19 protein-coding genes, 1 tRNA gene and 1 riboswitch are annotated in these 14,520 nt (G+C 71.2%); of the genes, 14 read left to right on the top strand and 6 right to left on the bottom strand.

Going from position 1 to position 14,520, the window contains the following annotated elements; all coding sequences use genetic code 11:
* The 3 genes from VM324_11125 to VM324_11115 all read right to left on the bottom strand — a co-directional run.
* On the bottom strand, positions 1-639 hold a 639-nt coding region (locus tag VM324_11125), incomplete at its 3' end, for an FAD-dependent oxidoreductase (GenBank protein ID HVL99831.1).
* Complete coding sequence (locus VM324_11120; GenBank protein HVL99830.1) at positions 639-839, bottom strand: hypothetical protein; 201 nt, start codon at positions 837-839, stop codon at positions 639-641. The genes VM324_11125 and VM324_11120, both read right to left, overlap by 1 nt.
* Positions 836-1,159, bottom strand: a complete 324-nt coding sequence (locus VM324_11115) for a hypothetical protein (GenBank protein ID HVL99829.1) — start codon at positions 1,157-1,159, stop codon at positions 836-838. The genes VM324_11120 and VM324_11115 overlap by 4 nt, the downstream gene beginning before the upstream one ends.
* Before the next feature lie 61 nt (positions 1,160-1,220).
* Between VM324_11115 and VM324_11110 the strand changes: the two genes are divergently transcribed.
* From VM324_11110 to VM324_11085, 6 genes are all read left to right on the top strand, one after another.
* A complete protein-coding gene (locus VM324_11110; GenBank protein HVL99828.1) occupies positions 1,221-1,658 on the top strand; it encodes a heavy metal-responsive transcriptional regulator in 438 nt (145 codons plus the stop codon).
* A 110-nt stretch (positions 1,659-1,768) separates the two neighbouring features.
* Entirely contained in the window at positions 1,769-2,092 is a 324-nt protein-coding gene (locus VM324_11105; protein ID HVL99827.1) for a DUF6188 family protein, read from the top strand.
* A 245-nt stretch (positions 2,093-2,337) separates the two neighbouring features.
* On the top strand, positions 2,338-3,204 hold the full coding sequence (locus tag VM324_11100) for a sensor histidine kinase (GenBank protein ID HVL99826.1): 867 nt from the start codon (positions 2,338-2,340) through the stop codon (positions 3,202-3,204).
* 303 nt (positions 3,205-3,507) lie between these two features.
* Positions 3,508-3,858, top strand: coding sequence for a response regulator transcription factor (locus VM324_11095; GenBank protein ID HVL99825.1), 351 nt, complete (start codon positions 3,508-3,510; stop codon positions 3,856-3,858).
* 452 nt (positions 3,859-4,310) lie between these two features.
* Complete coding sequence (locus tag VM324_11090; GenBank protein HVL99824.1) at positions 4,311-4,607, top strand: hypothetical protein; 297 nt, start codon at positions 4,311-4,313, stop codon at positions 4,605-4,607.
* 12 nt (positions 4,608-4,619) lie between these two features.
* The gene (locus tag VM324_11085) at positions 4,620-5,345 is read left to right on the top strand and encodes a hypothetical protein (GenBank protein HVL99823.1); all 726 of its coding nucleotides are present in this window, start codon (positions 4,620-4,622) and stop codon (positions 5,343-5,345) included.
* Between the two features lie 169 nt (positions 5,346-5,514).
* Here VM324_11085 and VM324_11080 read toward each other — a convergent pair whose 3' ends face one another.
* Together VM324_11080 and VM324_11075 are read right to left on the bottom strand one after the other, a co-directional pair.
* Entirely contained in the window at positions 5,515-6,333 is an 819-nt protein-coding gene (locus VM324_11080) for a M23 family metallopeptidase (protein ID HVL99822.1), read from the bottom strand.
* 161 nt (positions 6,334-6,494) lie between these two features.
* The gene (locus VM324_11075; GenBank protein HVL99821.1) at positions 6,495-8,573 is read right to left on the bottom strand and encodes a cation:proton antiporter; all 2,079 of its coding nucleotides are present in this window, start codon (positions 8,571-8,573) and stop codon (positions 6,495-6,497) included.
* 45 nt (positions 8,574-8,618) lie between these two features.
* Positions 8,619-8,758, bottom strand: a riboswitch (cyclic di-AMP (ydaO/yuaA leader).
* Positions 8,759-8,913: 155 nt separating this feature from the next.
* On the opposite strand from VM324_11075, the gene VM324_11070 reads away from it, so the two are divergent.
* The 8 genes from VM324_11070 (at position 8,914) to VM324_11035 (ending at position 13,936) form a co-directional block, all read left to right on the top strand.
* Positions 8,914-9,132: a hypothetical protein gene (locus tag VM324_11070; GenBank protein HVL99820.1), complete on the top strand. Its 219-nt coding sequence runs from the start codon at positions 8,914-8,916 to the stop codon at positions 9,130-9,132.
* A gap of 116 nt (positions 9,133-9,248) precedes the next feature.
* Positions 9,249-9,743 (top strand): Hsp20/alpha crystallin family protein, encoded by a 495-nt coding sequence (locus tag VM324_11065; protein ID HVL99819.1) that lies wholly within the window; start codon positions 9,249-9,251, stop codon positions 9,741-9,743.
* 88 nt (positions 9,744-9,831) lie between these two features.
* Positions 9,832-10,347, top strand: a complete 516-nt coding sequence (tadA, locus tag VM324_11060) for a tRNA adenosine(34) deaminase TadA (protein ID HVL99818.1) — start codon at positions 9,832-9,834, stop codon at positions 10,345-10,347.
* Positions 10,333-10,422: transfer RNA gene (locus VM324_11055), tRNA-Ser, on the top strand. The genes tadA and VM324_11055 overlap by 15 nt, the downstream gene beginning before the upstream one ends.
* Positions 10,423-11,079: 657 nt before the next feature.
* Positions 11,080-11,511, top strand: a complete 432-nt coding sequence (locus VM324_11050; protein HVL99817.1) for a hypothetical protein — start codon at positions 11,080-11,082, stop codon at positions 11,509-11,511.
* Positions 11,508-11,903: a hypothetical protein gene (locus VM324_11045; protein ID HVL99816.1), complete on the top strand. Its 396-nt coding sequence runs from the start codon at positions 11,508-11,510 to the stop codon at positions 11,901-11,903. Before VM324_11050 ends, VM324_11045 begins: the two co-directional genes overlap by 4 nt.
* A 385-nt stretch (positions 11,904-12,288) precedes the next feature.
* Positions 12,289-13,221 carry a HipA domain-containing protein gene (locus VM324_11040; GenBank protein ID HVL99815.1) on the top strand — a complete coding sequence of 311 codons (933 nt, stop codon included), beginning with the start codon at positions 12,289-12,291 and terminating at the stop codon, positions 13,219-13,221.
* Complete coding sequence (locus tag VM324_11035) at positions 13,202-13,936, top strand: hypothetical protein (GenBank protein ID HVL99814.1); 735 nt, start codon at positions 13,202-13,204, stop codon at positions 13,934-13,936. The genes VM324_11040 and VM324_11035 overlap by 20 nt, the downstream gene beginning before the upstream one ends.
* Positions 13,937-13,987: 51 nt before the next feature.
* Here the strand turns inward: VM324_11035 and VM324_11030 are convergent, their stop codons facing one another.
* Positions 13,988-14,272: a hypothetical protein gene (locus VM324_11030; GenBank protein ID HVL99813.1), complete on the bottom strand. Its 285-nt coding sequence runs from the start codon at positions 14,270-14,272 to the stop codon at positions 13,988-13,990.
* Positions 14,273-14,520 lie beyond the last annotated feature (248 nt).

Here is a 14,520-nt window from a genome sequence, read left to right as displayed (position 1 = left end):
GGAGATGGCCGGGTCGGTGGAGGGCAGGAGCCGCTCGGCGCGTTGCACGACGGTGACGCGGGCGCCGAAGCGGGCGAACATCTGCGCGGACTCGCAGCCCACGTAGCCGCCGCCGACCACGACCAGGTGGTCGGGGATCTCGCGCAGGTCCAGCATCGTGCGCGACGTCAGGTGGGCGACCCGATCCAGCCCCTCGACGGGTGGGATGGTGTCGCGGGTGCCGGTGTTGAGAAAGACGCGGTCCGCCTCGATGGTGCGGTCGCCGACCTGCAGGCGCCGGCCGGCAACGAACCTGCCGTGCGCCTCCATCAAGTCGAGGTCGCCGCTGCGGTCCACCGCCTTGTACGACCCGGAGCGGATCGACTCGACGATGGCGTCCTTGCGGTCCACCACACCCGGCAGGTCGACACGAACCTCACCGTCGATGCGCACGGCCAGGTCAGCGGCGCGACGGGCGTCGAAGGCGCGCTTGGCCGAGGCGATCATCGTCTTGGTCGGGATGCACCCCCGGTTCAGGCACGTCCCGCCGAGCAGCTCGCGCTCGACGAACGCCGTCCGCCCGTGCCGGGCGGCCCGCAACGCAAGCGGCAGCCCGGACATGCCCCCACCGACGACCAGGTTGTCGTAGCGCTCCACCATCACCAACCCGCTCCCTGGCGCTGCACCGCCGCCATGGTTCGCCACAGTAGGACCGCCAAGACGACCACCGCAGCGGCCACCAGCCAGGGGCCGGCGCCCAGCGCACCGCCGGCCGCGAGCACGCCGGCGAGCAGCAGCGCCTTTCCGACGCAACACGCCACGACCACGCCGAGCACCGCGAGCGCCATCCGGTCGGTCACGCCAGCACCGCGCGGAGCTGGGCGAGCGTCGGGGCGCCGGCCGGCCCGTCAGCAGTCTGGTACACCCGGCAGGACAACCCGACCGGCTCGTGACCTTCGGCGAACACGTCACGGCCGTCGACCAGCACCGTCGGTGACCCGCGGAACCCGACCTCCTTGGCTTTCTCCGGCGAGGTGACCTGCCGGCGGGTCACGGTGAAGCCGAGCTCGTCGGCGAGCTCGGCCAGGCGCGCGTCGGCGGTCTGCCAGCTCGGGCAGCCCTCGAAGTACAGCAACGTCACATCCACCGGGTGCCCCTCCTCGTCGGTAGTCTCCCTCACCGACCGTAGACCTTCCCGTAGGCTGGAAGGTCAAGGGCCACCCTGAGGGAAGGTGCCGACCATGCTCATCGGTGCGCTCGCCGACGCGACCGGCGTCCCCGCCAAGACGCTGCGCTACTGGGAAGCCCAGGGGCTGCTCCGCGAGCCCGCCCGCACCCACGGCGGCTACCGCGACTACCCAGACGACACCGCCGAACGGGTCGCGTTCATCCGCCACGCCCAAGCCGCCGGCCTCACCCTGCGCCAGATCCGCGAGATCGTCGCCATCCGCGACGGCGGGAAGGCCCCCTGCGCCCACGCCGCCGACCTCGTCGACGAACGCCTCACCGAAGTCGAGGCACGCCTGCGCGAGCTCGAGGAAACCCGCACCGCACTTCGCGGCCTTCGCCGCCGCCTCCGCGCCCTCGACCCCGCCGACTGTGACCCCGCCAGCGTCTGCTCCGCCATCACCACACCCGCACGCGAGCGTGCCGGCGGCCCGACGTCACCGTCGACGTAGCGGCCCACCAGGCCGGAAGCGATCACAACCCTTGCAGGCGAAGGGCCGCATCGTGGCCGCGGGGCATGTATCCGGCAATACGCGACGCCCCAACCTCGTACGCTCGGGTCATGGACAGGGACGACGAGCGCCGTCAGCGGGCAGGACTGCGCGAGAAGACCGGAGCATGGGTTCTGCCTGTTGCCGGTGGTGAGGTAACGCAGGTCCGCATCGACTATGCGTTCGGACTCATCATCCAGTCCGGCGAGTTTGACGTGAGGGTGCGCGTCAGTACCCCCTTCAGCGTCGATGGTGGCCACGGCGCGGGGACTTACGACTCCGAGAACACGCCGTCGCTAGGTCCGCTTCTCACGTTCCACAAGGTGGCCGTCGAGGGGGGCGAGGTTCGCAAGGACGGACGACTTGCGCTCACGTTTCGCGACGTCGCGTACTGACGGTCGAGCCACACGACAGTTGCGAGGCGTTCAGCGTGACCGGAACCGCGCCAGTGTTGGAGCCGCGCTTCCACTTGGTGGCAATTCCGGGCGGGGGCCTCGCCGCGTTCTGAGCGTCGTGCAAGTGCCGTTCTGTGACGCGTCGGCGTCGGCGGCTACAACCTTTGTCTCGGCTGCTGTCCGTGGTCGCGAGCGGCCGACGGCCCAACCGTCGGGGATCCGCCGGTCTCCCGGACTGCCCAGCCATGGAATGTCGGGGAACCCCTAACGGCATAGTGACGCGTCGTTGCCCGCCGACTCGGTGTACGCGCTGTTGCACTGCGAGCGCGACAACTTGTTTCCCGACGAGATGTTCGCCGGATCTGTTCCACGGACCGTATCCGCGCCTCGATCGGATGGTGTCGGCACGAACGACGCCGCCGGCGGCATCGCCATGGTCACAAGACGATCGGCTCGACCGTCCGGCGGGCCTTCCTCACCGCGGCGGGCACGGGGTTCCTCGCGGGAGGAGGAACGTCGCCGCCTGCGCAGGGACCTCCACGACGGGCTGGGGCCAAGCCTTGGCGGGCATGACCATGCAGATCGGCGCGACGTGCGCGCGGCTCGAGGTCCCCGACGGCGAGATCGGCGCGGTCCTCTCCCGGCTGGAGCAGCAGCTGCAGGGGTGTGTCGCCGAGGTGCGCCGCCTTATCGACGACCTGCGGCCGCCGGCGCTCGACGAAGCCGGTCTCGTCGAGGGTATCCGCCGCAGCGTGAGGACCTTCGAGGCCGCCAACGCGACTGCACCGGCCATCGCCGTCGACGGTTGCGAGGACCTCGACCAGCTGCCGGCCGCGGTCGAGGTGGCCGCGTACCGCATCGCCGTGGAAGCGGTGACGAACGCTGTCCGCCACGCCGGCGCGAAGAGGTGCGACGTGCGGATCAGCCGGGACAACGCCCTCGTCGTGGAGGTCGCCGACGACGGCGTTGGCCTCCCGCCCGATCACCGCGAGGGGGTCGGACTGGTCTCCATGCGGGAACGGGCCGAGGAGCTCGGCGGGACGTTCAGCGCGGTGGCGGCCAACGGTAGCGGTACCCGCATACGCGCGGAGCTGCCGCCGGCGGCGTCATGAGCGACAAGCAGTGGGGCGTGCTGATCGCCGACGACCACCCGATCGTGCGCACGGCCTGGGTGCCGTCCTGGCGGTGCTGCCCCACTTGGAGCTCGTCGGGGAGGCCACCACGGGGCGCCGAGGCGGTGAAGGTCGCCGCCGAGACCCAGCCGGACCTCGTCGTCATGGACCTGCACACGCCGGAGATGGATGGCGTCGAAGCCACGCGCCGGCTCGTGGCCGACCGGCCCGACGTCGCGGTCGTCGTGCTCACGATGCACGACGACGACGGCATGCTCATCGCCGCGCTGCAGGCTGGCGCCCGTGGCTACCTGCAAGGGCGCGGGTCACGAGGAGATCACCCAGGCGCTGCGCGCGGTCGTCGCCGGAGGGGCGGCGTTCGGCGCCGGCGTCGCCGAGCAGGTCCTCCTGCGCCTCACCGGGCAGGTCAAGCCCCAGACCGCCTTTCCGCAGCTCTCACGCCGCGAGCTCGAGGTCCTCGCCCTGCTGGCCCGCGGCGCCGGCAACCAGGAGATCGCCCGCCAGTTGTGGCTGAGCGCCAAGACCGTCCGCAACCACGTGTCGAACATCGTGGGCAAGCTCGGCGTGTCCGACCGGTTCGAAGCCATCGTGCTCGCCCGCGACGCGGGTCTGGGGCGCGATGAGCGGCAGTGACGCCAGGACCCTCAACGGTCGGCTACGCAGCCGCCGTCGCTGTTCGTCGTCGACGAGGCGCACGGGCACCGACAAACCCGACGTGCTTTCGTCTGACACCACGCATCAGCGGCTCCGTCGACGCCTACTACCAGGAGATCGGCCGCGCGGGCCGTTCCCGCTCGACTCCCGCGTCCGCCACGGTGACAGGGGCGAGGGGACTGGCCGTGCGGTACGGGGGAGAGGAGAAGATCGTCGTGCTCCTCGACGGCCTCGGCTACAAGACGCTGTCCGTACCGGCCGTGACCGACAGGGGCCTGCTCGCCCCGGTCACGTGATGAGCGTGCCCGTCGAGCAGCGCATCGACGAGCTGTTGGCGCACCTCCCGAGGGGTTCATGAGGGCCCGGGACGCGTTCGTGAAGGAGCTGCGGGCCGCCGGGGGAACGCAACGCTGCGGCAGGGGTGAAGGGTTTTGCGCAGGCCCACGGTTGCGGCGTGGTCGCTCAACCAGCTCGCCCGGCGCGAGCCCGACGGACTCGCGGCGCTGCGCGCGGTCGGTGGCGAGCTTGCCCTCGCGCAGCGGCGAGCCCTGTCCGGGTGCGACCACACGGGCTGCGGGGGGCGCAGGCAGGGACGGGCGGAGACTGCCGCCCGGCGGGCCGACGGGGCCGACGAAGCCCTGGCCGACCGGGAACGGGCGCTCGCCGACGCCGAAGCGCGCGCTGCAGCCGCGAGGGCGACCCGCATAGCGGTGGCGGCGCGCGGGTAGCCACGGCGTTGGATGGTCGGCCTCGAGCTTCTCACCGCGATCGCGCTCGGCGGGCTGCACGTGTTCGCCTGGAGGCTGCGGTTCCTCGACCGGGTGCCCCGCAGCCGGTTCCTGTCCGCGGCAGGCGGGATCTCCGTCGCCTACGTGTTCGTCCATCTCCTGCCGGAGCTCGCCGCCGCCCAGGAGGCGGTCGCGGAGCGCATCGGCGGGCCGCTGAGGTTCCTCGACGCCCACATCTACCTCGTCGCGCTCGCCGGGCTCGTCGTCTTCTACGCGCTCGAACGTCAGTCCGTCCGGTCGAGGGAGCGGCGGCGCGAGCGCCACGGCGTCGACGAGACCGAAGACCGCGTCGCGCGGCTGTCGTTCGGTTCCTACGCGGTCTACAACGCCATCATCGGCTATCTCCTCACCGACCGCGCCGACGTCGCGAGCCTCCTGCTGTTCGCGGCGGCGCTCGGCGTGCACTTCGCCGTCGTGGACCACGGGCTGCGTGCCCACCACGGGCGCAGCTACCGGGCGTGGGGGCGGTGGGTGTGCGGCTCCGCGGTCGTTCTCGGGTGGGCGGTCGGAGCGGCGTTCCGCGTCCCCGAGGCGGTCCCGGCCGCGGTGCTCGCCTTTCTCGCCGGCGGCGTCGTGATGAACGTGTTGAAGGAGGAGCTGCCCGAGGAGCGCGAGAGCCGCCTCGGCCCGTTCGTCGCGGGGGCGGGGGGCTACGCCCTCCTGCTCCTCGCGCTCTGAGCCGGGCCGCTCACCCGCCGCGTTCCGCCAGGGCGGTCTCGACGCCCCGGCGGCCTGGCCCTCGTCGAGCTCGGGGTGCGCGGTCGCGGCGCCATCGTCGCCGTTGAGCACCCAGACTCGTCCACGCGCCGGGGCCTACTCCGGCCCCGCGCCCGGCAACCGGCCGCGCTCAGCCGACGCGGCGCATCTCCATGTGGACGTGCGGGCCAAGTCCCGCCCACTCGTCGATCTGGGAGCTGAACGGGAACGGCATCGCGGTGTGCGCGATCGGCGTCTCGCCGGCAACCACCCGCTGCCCCGGCACGACGAGGTAGCCGTTCAGATGGATCATGACGAGCCGCAGGTCCGGCCGTCCGTCGGGAACGACCGTCACGATGAGGTCGGGGTACCGGCCGTAGAGCAGGTACGGGCTCACCGTCTCGACGGTGCCCGTGATCGGGCTCATGAGCGTGACGTTGTGGGGGACGGCGATGTCCACCGCCGAGGCGGGATGGGTGCCCCGCCGGCGGTTGCCCATGATCGCGTAGTCAGGGCCGGGCGTCGCCGGCAGCGGCGTGTAGCTGGGGACGTTGCGGTTGGTGAACGGCGCCCCACGCGGCTCGAACGGCAGCGCCGCCTGCGACGCTGCCTGGTGGTAGCCGATCGTCCTGATCTGATCGGTCGGCGTGTGCAGTGGCACGCCGCCGGCGGTGGCGAACACGACGGGTCCTCGCAGACCGTCCGCCGACCGGCTCGGGGGGGCCTGCCCCCGCAGGGCGTCGGCCCCCGCGACCGCCACGGACACCATGGCCGCGTCGGCGGCACCGGCGGCGATCCCCGCGAGGCCGGCTATTGTCGCGAACGGCTGCGGCGGGCCCGTCAGCGTGAGCGTCGCCACGGCTGATCCGCCCGCGGTCGAAGCGGCGAGCCCGGCCACGAGCCCTGCCACCGCGAGGTACATCCACACCTGCCGGACGAGCTCCCGGGGGCTCGGGGAGGGCCGCGCCATACGGTCACCTTTCTCGCTTTGTGCGCCCTCTCGGTTGCGCACACGCTGCTTCCGGCCTCGCTGGGAGGCCGTCGGTCGCGGGGCACGCCGACCGTGACCTCTGGAAGAGATCACCCCGTGCTGCCCGCACGTAGGTGTGAAGGGTATCTAGTCGAGCCGGACTACGGTAGGGTCCGCTCCAACCCTCTGCTCCGCGGCTCCTCCTCGTCCGCGCCGCCGCGCGCCACAGCGTCGACGACGACGAGCAGTGAGCTGTCGGGTGCGGCCCTGCTGATGCGCTCGGCATCACCCTGCAACGCCTGCGGACCCAGCATGGCGGGAACGACGACGAGGTCGCTCGCGGTGGCCATCTCCCGGACCGCGAGCGCGGGTCGGCGGGGGTCGTAGTGCAGGGTGTGCCGTCGGACGTGTGGCGGCAGCCGGTCGAGCAGCGGCCCGTCGACGTCGGTGAGGACGTGCACCGGAGCGGGGGACGCGTGGGCGACGCGGCGGATGATCTCCGTCGCCACCGTCAAGCTCGACCGCCCTGCCGGCTCCAGGCTCGGCCCGGTCACGACGAGCAGGATGCGCCCGACCGGGGCCCGGCCGAGCCGCGTCACGGCCACGGGGGCCGGCGCTCGGGCGAGCACCGCGTCGATCACGCTGCCGAACAGGTGCTCGCGCGTGCTGCGGTAACCCTTCCAGCCGAGCACGACGAGCGAGGCCGCCTGCTCCACCGCCGTGTGGAGCACGCCGTCGGCCGGCGACGCGGCGATGCGCACGACGCCGGTCGCGTCGGCCCCGCTGGACAGGGCCGACGCCTCCGCGCGCGCGATCGTGACCCGCCGCTCGGCAAGGTCCTCCTCGGTCGCGTCAGGTCCGACCACGGCGAGCGGCATGACGGATCCGCCGTCGGGACGGGCCAGCAACGCCGCGAGACGGGTCAGCCGCTCGGCGGTGTCCGGGCGGGCGACGGGGACGAGCACCCGGCGGCCGAGGGCCGCGGGGCGGACCGGCGGGCGGGGCAGGCGGGGACCGTAGCGGGCGGCGACCCCAGAGCTCAGCAGGCACGTCGCGAGGATCACCAGGATGACTGCATTGACGGTCTCCGCCCCGATGAGGCCGATCTGCAGGCCGACGAAGATCGCCGCGAGGGTCGCGGCGGCCTGCGCCGAGGACAGCGAGAACATCGTGGCGATCTCGGCGCGGTCGTAGCGGAACAGCTTGCCGCTCGCGGCGGCCGCGATCCACTTCGCCCCCCCGGCGACCCCGATGAACGCCGCCGCGACCACCAGCGAGGCGCGGTCGCCGACCATGATGCGGGGATCGATGAGCATCCCCACGGACACGAGGAACAGGGGGATGAGCAGCGTCGAGCCGAGGAACTCCACGCGTTGCATGAGCACGCCGTCGTTAGGGACGAGCCGGTTGAGCGCCAGCCCGCCGAGGAACGCCCCGACGATCGGCTCGATGCCCGCCGCCTGGGCGAGGCCAGCCGCGCCGAACAGCGCGACCATGAGGAACAGGAACCGCACGGCACGGTCCTGGCCGAGGCCCGCGAAAAACCATCGGGCGACCCGCGGCAGCCCCCAAAGGGTCGCGGCGAGCAGCAGTCCGAGGCTCGGGACGAGCACGAGCCAGAACGACGGGCCGAGGTCGCCCTGGTGCGCGCGGGCGACGACGGCGAGGACGAGCAGAGCCGCGGTGTCGGTGATGATCGTCGCGCCGACGGCCGTGGCAACCGCCCGGGTGCGGACCGCGCCGAGCCGCTGGTAGACGGGGTAGGACAGCAGCGTGTGGCTCGCCCAGCACGAGCCGAGCAGGATGGCGGCGAGCAACGGGAACCCAAGCGCGAGGGAGACCACGGTCCCGAGCGCCATCGGCACCGAGAAGGTCATCGCACCGAAGACGAGCGAGTCGCGCCGGTTCTCGACGAACCCGTCCAGGTCGAGCTCGAGGCCCGCGACGAACATGAGGTAGAGCAGTCCGGCCCCGCCGAGCAGGGCGATGGCGCCCTCCCGCTCGAGCAGCCCGAGCACGCCTGGACCGACGAGCATCCCGGCGAGCACCAGGCCCACGATGCCGGGCAGGCGTGCCCGCTCGGCGGCGATGGGCGCAAGCAGCACAACCGCCATAAGCACGGCGAAGACCCAGCCGGGGTGGGTCAGCGGCAGGAGGGGCATTCCCACGCCGAGCACGGCGGCCGGCGTGGGAAGGGTGAACAGCTCCGCCACGGGCTTCTTCCCGGTCTCCTCGGCCATCGCCCACCGGGCGCGGCTGGCGTTGTGGGAACACCGGCAGCGGCCGGTCTCCCTCCTGTCGCCTGCGGGGTTAGCCGGCGGGCTCGGGCCGGAACGCGGCCCTACCCGGCGGATCGCCGGGACTCGCCCCGTGTTGCGGTGGGTCCCCCGCCCGGCCTGGCGGCCGAGGTCGGCGGTTCGACGCTCCGCAGCGTACCCCGAAGCGCGACTCACACGCGCCGGTTCCCGGGCGCGGTCACACCCCTGTGGCACAGTCGCGGTGATGCACGCTCCCCCCGCCGTGACGCCCCCAGGTCCCGCCGCAGGGTCCCGCCGCTGGGGCCGCACCACTGGAGACGACATGGACGAGCACGCTGTCCGCATTCACGACCTCATCATCGACACGTGCGTGGCGACGCAGCCGGTCGAGGCGCTTCTGCACATCCGCGCCGAGCTGCTCGCGCTGTCCGACGTGACCGGCGACGCGGAGGCCGCGGACGCGGCCTGCGGCGCGGTCGCCGAGATCGAACTCGCGGTCAGCGCCGCCCTCGCTGACGTGCCGGAGCGGCGCGCCAGCTGACCTGCTCGGGCCGCCGGCGGGGTGGGGGGCTGGTTTCGGCCACCTGTTGCCTTGGCACAATGGGGCCGCTATTATCTGAGTAGCCAAGACTAAGATCTCTTGCAGGAGGTGACACCATGGCAGTGGTACGTTGGGACCCCTGGGCAGAGCTCGCGGCCCTGCAGCGTGACGTCGGCGAGCTGTTCAACCGCACGACGACGCAGCAGCCCGCAGCTGCGCGCACCGGCCTCGTGCCGCCGATCGACGCCTTCGCCACCGACGGGGGCCTCGTCGTGCGTGTCGAGCTCCCCGGCATGACCGCCGACGACGTCGACGTCTCGGTGGACGACGGCACCCTCACGATCGGCGGCGAGCGGCGTCTCGACCCCGACGTGCCGGAGGACCGGTGGGTGCGTCGCGAGCGTCCGGTCGGCGCCTTCCAGCGCAGCTTCTCGCTGCCCGAGGGAACCGACGCGCAGAAGATCACCGCGTCGTTCAGCGACGGCCTGCTCGAGCTGCACATCCCCCACCCGCCCGAGCGGCGGCCCCACCGCGTCGAGATCGGCTCCTCGAACGGGGCGACGGGACAGACCGTGGACGTGCAGGCGCAGGAGGGCGGGGCATCGTCCTGACCGCAGCGCGTCGTCGACGGGCGGAAAGGCTCCGCCCGTCGAGGCCTTTTTGGGGCGTCGCCTAGCCTTGCGGGCGGGAGGAGGAGCGGTGGCGCAGCTCACGCACAAGGTGTGGATGGAGCGGGCGGTCGCGCAGGCCAGGCGGGCGTCGGCGGTCGGCGAGGTACCCGTCGGCGCGGTCGTCGTCCACGGCGGGCGGGTCATCGCGGAGGGCTACAACCGCCGTGAGGCCGACCAGGACCCGACCGCGCACGCCGAGTTGATCGCTGTGCGCGAGGCCGCTGCGGCCCTGCGCTCCTGGCGCCTCGAGGGCTGCACGCTCTACGTCACGCTCGAGCCGTGCACGATGTGCGCGGGCGCCCTCGTGCTCGCCCGCCTGCCTGCCCTCGTGTACGGGGCGAGCGATCCGAGGGCCGGTGCGGTCGGGTCGCTCTACGACGTGGCCCGCGACCCCCGCCTCAACCACCGCGTCGAGGTGACCGCAGGCGTGCTCGCGGAGGAGTGCGGGGCGCTGCTCACGCGCTTCTTTCGCGCCAGACGTCGGCGGTCGCAGCCGGCTGAGGGCGTTGGTACGCTGGCCGACGATTCCGGTGGGGTCGCATAGTCCGGTCTAGTGCGCCCGCCTCGAAAGCGGGTAACCCGCAAGGGTTCGTGGGTTCAAATCCCACCCCCACCACCACAAAGCCGCAGGTCAGGGCCACATTCTGCGCCGGCCTGCGGTTTGGTCGTTTCGGGGGTGAGGGGGCGTTGGGATCACATTGTGGGCATGCGTGGCAGCTGACCTCCGAAGGCGAGGTTGGCGCGGTCAGCCTCGAGACCGCCCTGCGCGGGACCTGCGCACCGGCCCGGCTCCTCGCTCGCTCGAAGCAGCAGCCACAGATTTCTGAGGCTCCGCGTCAACTCGACTGTGGATCGGGTTTGCAACATGAACGCCCGACGCCGTCAACCCGGGCGGCCGCCCATCTTCCGCGCCGCAGATGCCGGCGCAAGGCGGCCTGTTCGGTCCCGCGCCCAACGGGCCCCGCGTTCACGTGCATGTCATGCCGCATCCCCGCTCGGTATGCTTCCGCCGCATCGGGTCGGCGCTCATCACGGGCGGCTGCCTTCGCGGACCCGCTTGAGGCGCTCGACCAGCTCGGGGAGCGAGGGCCGACCGCAGCCGTGCCGCAACGGTGGGGGGGATCGGCCGGCACCCGAGCGCCGCCGCCGTGGTCCCACGACACCGAGACGGCGACACGGCGGTGCTCCCGGCCGACCACCTCGCCGGCACGCACACCTGGCCTACGCCATCACCGCGCACCGGGCCCAGGGCGTTACCGTGGACCGGTGCCTTACCTTGGTCACCGCCGCCACCTCCCACGAGCGGCTGTACGTCAGCGCAACCCGAGGGCGCGAAGCCAACCACCTGTGGGTCGCCACTGACACCGATGGCGCCGCGCGCCACCGAGGCGACCCGCCGTCGCCAGAGCAGATCCTCGCCCAGATGATTCGCCGACGCGACACCGGCCGGCTGTCCGCCCACCAGATGCTGGCCGACCTGCAGGACGAGGTCGGCTCTCTCCACCGGCTCGGCGCGATCTTCGAGGATGCCGCTGGCAAGGCTACTGAGGACTGGTTGGGCCGCCTCATCCACCGCACGGGGCAGCTGACCACCTCCATCACCTACGACTCGGAATGGCCGACCCTCGTCGACCGTGTCCGCGGACTTGCGCTATCCGGTCACGATGCCGAGGCGCTGGTCAGACGGCGATCAGGATGCGCCCCTTGAATGGAGCCCGATCCGCCGCGGCAGTGCTCCACTGGCGACTCGGTCAGCTCGCCGGCAAGTCGGACGTGCGGAGCGGTGACGGGCTCGCCTGGATCCCCGACAACACGAGCCCCTACGCCACTGTCGCCCGCCAGGCAGCAGACCTCATCGCCGCCCGCTGGCAGGAGATCCGACACATCGCGAAGACGATGGACGGCCCGCCGGCCTGGGCGCCGTCACTCGTCGCCATGCCGACCGACCGGAACGACGCTTCACACTGGATCGAGGCCGTCACCGCGGCCTTGGCCTACCGCGAGCAGTACGCGATACCGGATCACGTGCCCCTGCTGGCAAGCGACCGTCCGACACCCGCCCCGACGCTCAGGCCGCGTATGACCTCGCCCGCGCCGTAGCTGATCGCTACCTCGCCCGGCACCTGCACAAACTCACCCCGGACGACCTGGCCGGCCTCGCCGCACGCCAGCAAGCCATCCTCGAAGCGAGGCCATCGTTCGACCCGTTCGAACTCGAGGAGGCTCGCCGGGCCTTCGACACTGCCGACCGGGCCGCCCGCGTGGCCGTAGCGTCCGTGCGACGGACAGCAATCCGGCGATGCGACCGACTCGCTCGCCGGGTGACCCTCCTGGAGGAGAGGCACGTCGCCTACGAGACGTGGCGCGAGGCTTCCGAACGCGCGGCTGAGCTGCTCCGTCGCATCGCCCTGGTAGAACGCGAGAAGAGGCACCACACCCGCTCGCTCTGGCGCTGAAGGAAGTATCCGATCGCAGGAAGGGAGTCATGGCGGAGATCGTGGACGTCAGTGACTGGCCGCCCTCGGAAGAACCCGAGTGGATGGGTACGCGCAGCAAGGTGTGGCTCTTGGATCCGCAGGTGACAGATCTCCTGTGGCTGTTCAAGGCCGTTCGCTGCAAGGAGCAGGCGAATGGCTCGGTGCGATGCTTCGGGGAAGACTGGGCCGAGTGGTTGGCCGCGAAGGCGGCCGACCACCTGCAGATCCCCGCAGCCGAGGTGAGGCTCGCCTCGTGGAAGGGGCACCACGGTGTGATCTCGCGATCGATGTTGCGAGATGCCAATGGCCAACGGGTCGCTGACCGACTCGAGCACGGGAACGAATTGCTCCAGGCCATCAACCCCGCCTACGACAAGGACCAGGAGCGGGAAGCCGTGGGTTACACCCTCGGAGCCGTTTGGGGGGCTCTTGATGGTATTGGTGTCCCGAAGGAGTGCCAACCGCCCGTTTCAGCCGCCACCGACCTCTTCGCTGGCATCCTCATGCTCGACGCCCTGATTGCGAACACCGATCGGCATCATGAGAACTGGGGAGCCCTCACCTTCGGAGCGGATCGATGGCTCGCACCGACGTACGACATGGGCACGTGTCTGGGGTTCCAGGAACCAGATGAGGAGCGTGTTCGCCTCCTAGACCGAGGCGGGGGACATGGCGTGGACATGTGGGTCAAGCGTGGCCGATCGGGTCACTTCGAGAGCCAACCACGGCTGATGCAACTCGCCGTCGAAGGTCTGGCGCGCGTGGCCGACACCGTGAGGATGCACTGGCTCGAGCGGGCCGAAGCCTTCGACCTCGAATGGTGGAGGGGTACGATCGACTCGGTGCCGCTGGCTCGCATGTCACACCCAGCCCGTATGTTCGCGTTCGAGATCGTGCGCCTGAACCGTGAAAGGCTGTTGGATGCCAATCGGACTCGTTGATCAGAGCGAGGCACGGGTTCGCACCGACGACCGAACCCGCCGCCTCTACGTGATATGGCAAGACCCCGACACCCGACGCTTCTGCCACGTCGGGCACCTTGACGTGCACCCAGACGGTCAGCACATCTTCGAGTACGAGCCGGATGCCAAAACGATTCCGGGCTTCGATGGCTTCGCGGCGTTCCCGGACTTCAACCACACCTACCGGTCGGACCAGCTGTTCCCCTTCTTCGCGAACCGGGTCCTATCGCCTCGCCGTCCCGAGTACGAGACCTATCTGACCGCACTCGACATTCTCGATGATTACATGGCCCCCGTCGAGCTCCTGGCTCGCGCTGGCGGTACCCGGGCGACGGACACCGTCCACATCGTGCCCGAACCACGGATCGACGAGGACGGCCGGCATGTGCTGCTCTTCCTCGCTTCCGGTGTGCGGTACATCGCATCCGAGCGGGACCGCGTTTCCGAGCTCCGGGCGGGCGACGAGTTGACTCTTCGGTCGGATCACGACAACCGGGTGAACCCTGCGGCTCTCTTGCTCGACAACACCACCGGTGAACCCGTCGGCTGGGTGCCCGACTACCTAGTGGACCAGGTTCGGCACTACCTCAACCAAGGCCTTGTAAGGGTTTTCGTAGAGCGGGCCAGTGGCACAGACGTGCCCGCTCATCTCAGATTGCTGTGCCGTTTGGAGGCGATCCCCGGGGTGCAGTAGCGCCGGGCCAACTCCGGCAGTCTCCGCGGGTGGCGGCGCTTGCCGTGGGTTTCATGCTCGCAGGATGCCTTCCCGGAGATGTTCCGCCGATTCCTCGCCGCGCACGCCCTCGGTCTGCAGGTCGACGTACACGCGTGGCCACGGCGCGACACGCAGCCCATCGACCTCGTCAGCGAGCGAACGCACCGAGGTCGTCGGGAAGGGTCGCAGCGTCAACCGGCCACCCTCGATGGGGGGCAGGTCCGCGCTCGTCGCCACGGCTTCGAGGCCCGCCACGGTGTCCGCGTCGACGTACACCTCGACCGCTCCCACGCCCGTCAGGTAGGGCGCAAGCACGGAGGCCGCCGCCGCTCCTGTCGCAGCCCACCGCACGTCGCTGCGATCCCAGGTTCGACCCGTCGCAGCGAGTTCGTGGAGGAGGTCCTGGCCGAGCAGCGAGCACCGTGTTGGCGGACGGGGTAGGTGGCGCTGCAGGTGGGAGGTTGTGACGAGATGGGTGTCTTCTACGGAGCGTGACTGACGGGTTTGTGGTCGGGGCGGGTGACGGCGAGGATGTCACGGTCCTGAGACGGGTTGGCCCCCGC

This window comes from Egibacteraceae bacterium (assembly GCA_035540635.1).
Lineage (GTDB): Bacteria > Actinomycetota > Nitriliruptoria > Euzebyales > Egibacteraceae > DATLGH01.
This window is presented reverse-complemented; position numbering and strand designations above follow the sequence as displayed.

Bases quoted from the DNA above. Each gene is read 5' to 3' on its own strand.
- VM324_11035 (HVL99814.1), top strand. From the start codon at position 13,202: ATGCCAATCGGACTCGTTGATCAGAGCGAGGCACGGGTTCGCACCGAC.
- VM324_11110 (HVL99828.1), top strand. From the start codon at position 1,221: ATGCTCATCGGTGCGCTCGCCGACGCGACCGGCGTCCCCGCCAAGACG.
- VM324_11040 (HVL99815.1), top strand. From the start codon at position 12,289: ATGGCGGAGATCGTGGACGTCAGTGACTGGCCGCCCTCGGAAGAACCC.
- VM324_11075 (HVL99821.1), bottom strand. From the start codon at position 8,573: ATGGCCGAGGAGACCGGGAAGAAGCCCGTGGCGGAGCTGTTCACCCTT.
- VM324_11065 (HVL99819.1), top strand. From the start codon at position 9,249: ATGGCAGTGGTACGTTGGGACCCCTGGGCAGAGCTCGCGGCCCTGCAG.
- VM324_11100 (HVL99826.1), top strand. From the start codon at position 2,338: ATGGAATGTCGGGGAACCCCTAACGGCATAGTGACGCGTCGTTGCCCG.
- VM324_11105 (HVL99827.1), top strand. From the start codon at position 1,769: ATGGACAGGGACGACGAGCGCCGTCAGCGGGCAGGACTGCGCGAGAAG.
- VM324_11080 (HVL99822.1), bottom strand. From the start codon at position 6,333: ATGGCGCGGCCCTCCCCGAGCCCCCGGGAGCTCGTCCGGCAGGTGTGG.
- VM324_11070 (HVL99820.1), top strand. From the start codon at position 8,914: ATGGACGAGCACGCTGTCCGCATTCACGACCTCATCATCGACACGTGC.
- VM324_11085 (HVL99823.1), top strand. From the start codon at position 4,620: ATGGTCGGCCTCGAGCTTCTCACCGCGATCGCGCTCGGCGGGCTGCAC.